Source organism: Dietzia sp. B19 (assembly GCF_014145155.1).
Classification (GTDB): Bacteria; Actinomycetota; Actinomycetes; order Mycobacteriales; family Mycobacteriaceae; genus Dietzia; species Dietzia natronolimnaea.
Genome location: NZ_JAALED010000511.1, coordinates 1 through 2,742, shown reverse-complemented (window position 1 = coordinate 2,742; position 2,742 = coordinate 1). Strand labels below are relative to the sequence as shown.

Annotated in this window: 3 protein-coding genes; 1 reads left to right on the top strand and 2 read right to left on the bottom strand. The window is 72.1% G+C overall.

The features are described from left to right. Window positions 1-363: LysR family transcriptional regulator (locus tag G6020_RS13965; RefSeq protein ID WP_182611028.1), on the bottom strand; the 363-nt coding region annotated here is incomplete at its 3' end. 150 nt (window positions 364-513) lie between these two features. Between G6020_RS13965 and G6020_RS13960 the strand changes: the two genes are divergently transcribed. Further along, window positions 514-1,749, top strand: coding sequence for a Glu/Leu/Phe/Val dehydrogenase (locus G6020_RS13960; RefSeq protein ID WP_182611027.1), 1,236 nt, complete (start codon window positions 514-516; stop codon window positions 1,747-1,749). Window positions 1,750-1,863: 114 nt separating this feature from the next. On the opposite strand, the gene kstR is transcribed toward G6020_RS13960, so the two are convergent. Next, window positions 1,864-2,610, bottom strand: coding sequence for a cholesterol catabolism transcriptional regulator KstR (gene kstR, locus G6020_RS13955; RefSeq protein WP_182611026.1), 747 nt, complete (start codon window positions 2,608-2,610; stop codon window positions 1,864-1,866). Window positions 2,611-2,742 lie beyond the last annotated feature (132 nt).

Genomic DNA, 2,742 nt, shown 5'->3' with positions numbered 1-2,742 from the left:
CCCCGGGTGGTCCCGGGCGAGCACCCGGATCCCGGCGGGCAGCAGGGTCGTGGCCACCGATGCCCAGACCCCGGCCGTGAGGGTCGTCCCGACCCCGGCCCGGGCCGATTCCATCGCGTGCCCGGCGTCCTCCACCGCGGCCAGGATGGTCTCCGCGTGCCCGGCCAGGACCAACCCGGCCTCGGTGAGCCCGATCCGGCGGCCACGACGCTCGAACAGGGGGGTCCCCGCCTCCCTTTCGAGAAGAGCGAGCTGTTGGGACACAGCGGAGACCGTGTAGTCCAGGGCCCCGGCGACGGCGGTCACGGTCCCGCGACGCTCGAGTTCGCGGAGCAGTCTGAGTCGGTGCAGTGACGGCTCCATGGCCCCGAGCGTAGGGGCTGACCGGGGACAGTGCAGAAAAAGTGAACGGTCGGGTCCATCGATTCTCGCTGGACCCGGGCCCGTCCCCGCTCCCATGCTTGAGGGACCCCGCCGGAGAGTCGGGACGAGGCGTTTCAGGAGGCGAGCACCATGACATCCATCGAGATTCCGGGTTTCACCGCGACAACCGGGTCGGTGCCGGTGGCAGTGCCGGCTCCACCCGCGGAGGGTCCCGCCACCCGCGAACCGTACCTGCGGCTGCACTGGAAGGACGACGTCACCGGCGCCCGAGGGTTCCTCGTCGTGGACACCCTCGTCGGTGGCCTGGCCACCGGCGGGACCAGGATGCGGGCCGGCTGCACCCTGGGTGAGGTGGAGGACCTGGCCCGCGGCATGACCCGCAAGACCGCGGCCTTCGACCTCCCCGTCGGCGGTGCCAAGGGCGGGATCGACTTCGACCCCAAGGATCCCCGCGCCGTGGAGGTGCTGGGCCGGTTCTGCGAGGCGATGCGCCCGTTCCTCGACCGTCACTGGGTGACCGCCGAGGACCTGGGGGTTCCGCAGCACCTGATCGACGAGGTCTTCGCCGGGCTGGGGATGCGGCAGTCGTACCACGCCGCCATCGAGCGCTCCGAGGATCCCGCCGCGACCGCCGCACGTATCTTCCGCGGGCTCACCGCCGAGGTGCCCGGCGGGTTGCTCGGCGACGTGATCGGCGGGTACGGCGTGGCGCAGGCGTGTCTGGCCGCGGCGTACGTGCGCGGCTGGGACGTCGGACGCACCACCGTCGCGGTCCAGGGCGTGGGCACGATGGGCGGCGCTGCCGCCTGGTACCTGCACGAGGCCGGGATGACCGTGGTGGCGGTGGCCGACGCCGCCGGGACGCTCTACGACCCGGCGGGCCTCGACATCCCCGCGCTGCTGGCCACCCGCGACCGCTTCGGTGAGATCGACCGGGGAGCCGTCCCCGCCCGCGTCCAGCGGCTGGAGCGGGACCAGATCATCGGGATGGACGTCGACGTCCTGGTCCCCGCCGCGGTCTCGTACGCCATCACCGCGGACAACTGCGCGTCCGTCAGCGCGTCGATCGTGGTGGAGGCCGCCAACGCCGCCACCACCATCGACGCCGAACTCGACCTGACCGCGCGCGGGATCGCGGTGCTGCCGGACTTCGTGGCCAACGCCGGCGCGGTGGCCTGGGCCTGGTGGCTGATCCTCGGAGAGGTCGACGAGCAGCCCGGGACCTCGTTCCTGCGGCTCAGCCGGGAGATGACGGCCAAGGTCTCGGACCTTCTCACCGCCTGGACGCCCGCGGACGGCCCGGTGCGGTGGACGGCGGACGTCTCGCACCTGGTGCGTCAGGTCCCGACGGTCGTGGTGCCCTGACCGAGGGGGCTCGAACCCCTGGCCGTCTGAGCACCCCAGGCGCGCGACCACCGCAGCCGCACACGGGAAGACCGTGTGCGGCTGCGGTCGCGGCGGGGTGGGTGAGGAGGTCGGTCAGGCCCCGGGCTCGGCCCCTGCCTCCGCGTTCTCCTCGGACACCCCGTTCTCCTCGGACGCCCCGTTCCCCTTGCCGATGGCGGTGTGCAGCCGCGCCCGGCGGGGGGAGTCGTCCGTGCCCAGCAGGAGATCGATGGTCAGGCCCAGGCGGCTGTTGACGTCCGCCGCCGAGGACCGCCTGGTGAGCCAGGAGACGAGGTTGGACATCCACACGTCGGAGACCACGCGGGCGATCGAGAGCTGGACCTCGTCCGGTTCCCCCTGGGCCATGGCGCGGGCGATGATCCGGTCCATGTAGAAGCCCACCTCCTCGACCTCGTTGGCCACCGACGCGTCGGCGAACATGAACGCCCGGGTCATGGCCTCGGTGAGGTTGGGATCGCGCTGCATGGACTTGGTGATCATGTCCACCACGACCTTCATGCGCTCCTGGGCGGTGTCCCCGGGCGGGGCCGAACGCTCCGTGCGCTGGTCCAGGCGGCGGAACTCGCGGGCCAGTGCGGAGACCAGGAGGTGGACCTTGGAGGGGAAGTAGCGGTAGAGCGTGCCCACCGCGACCTCGGCCTTCTCGGCCACCGCGCGCATCTGCACCGCCTCGTACCCGCCCTTGGCGGCCAGGGCCAGCGTGGCGTCGAGGATCCGGCGACGGCGCTCCCGCTGCGACGAGGTGCTGGGCTCGTCGCCGCGGGGCGCGGGATCAGACGCGGCAGGACCGGAACCGGTCTCGGTCGAGCTCTTGGTCATGAGGCGAGCCTCCTGGGCTGGCGAGCGGCCGATGGGGGCCGGGTTCGGTGTTCACGTCCTGCTGGTGCATTCTAGAACACGGTTGTTAGAACACGTTCTACTATGGGGGAGAGCGCCGGTCCGCGGACCGGC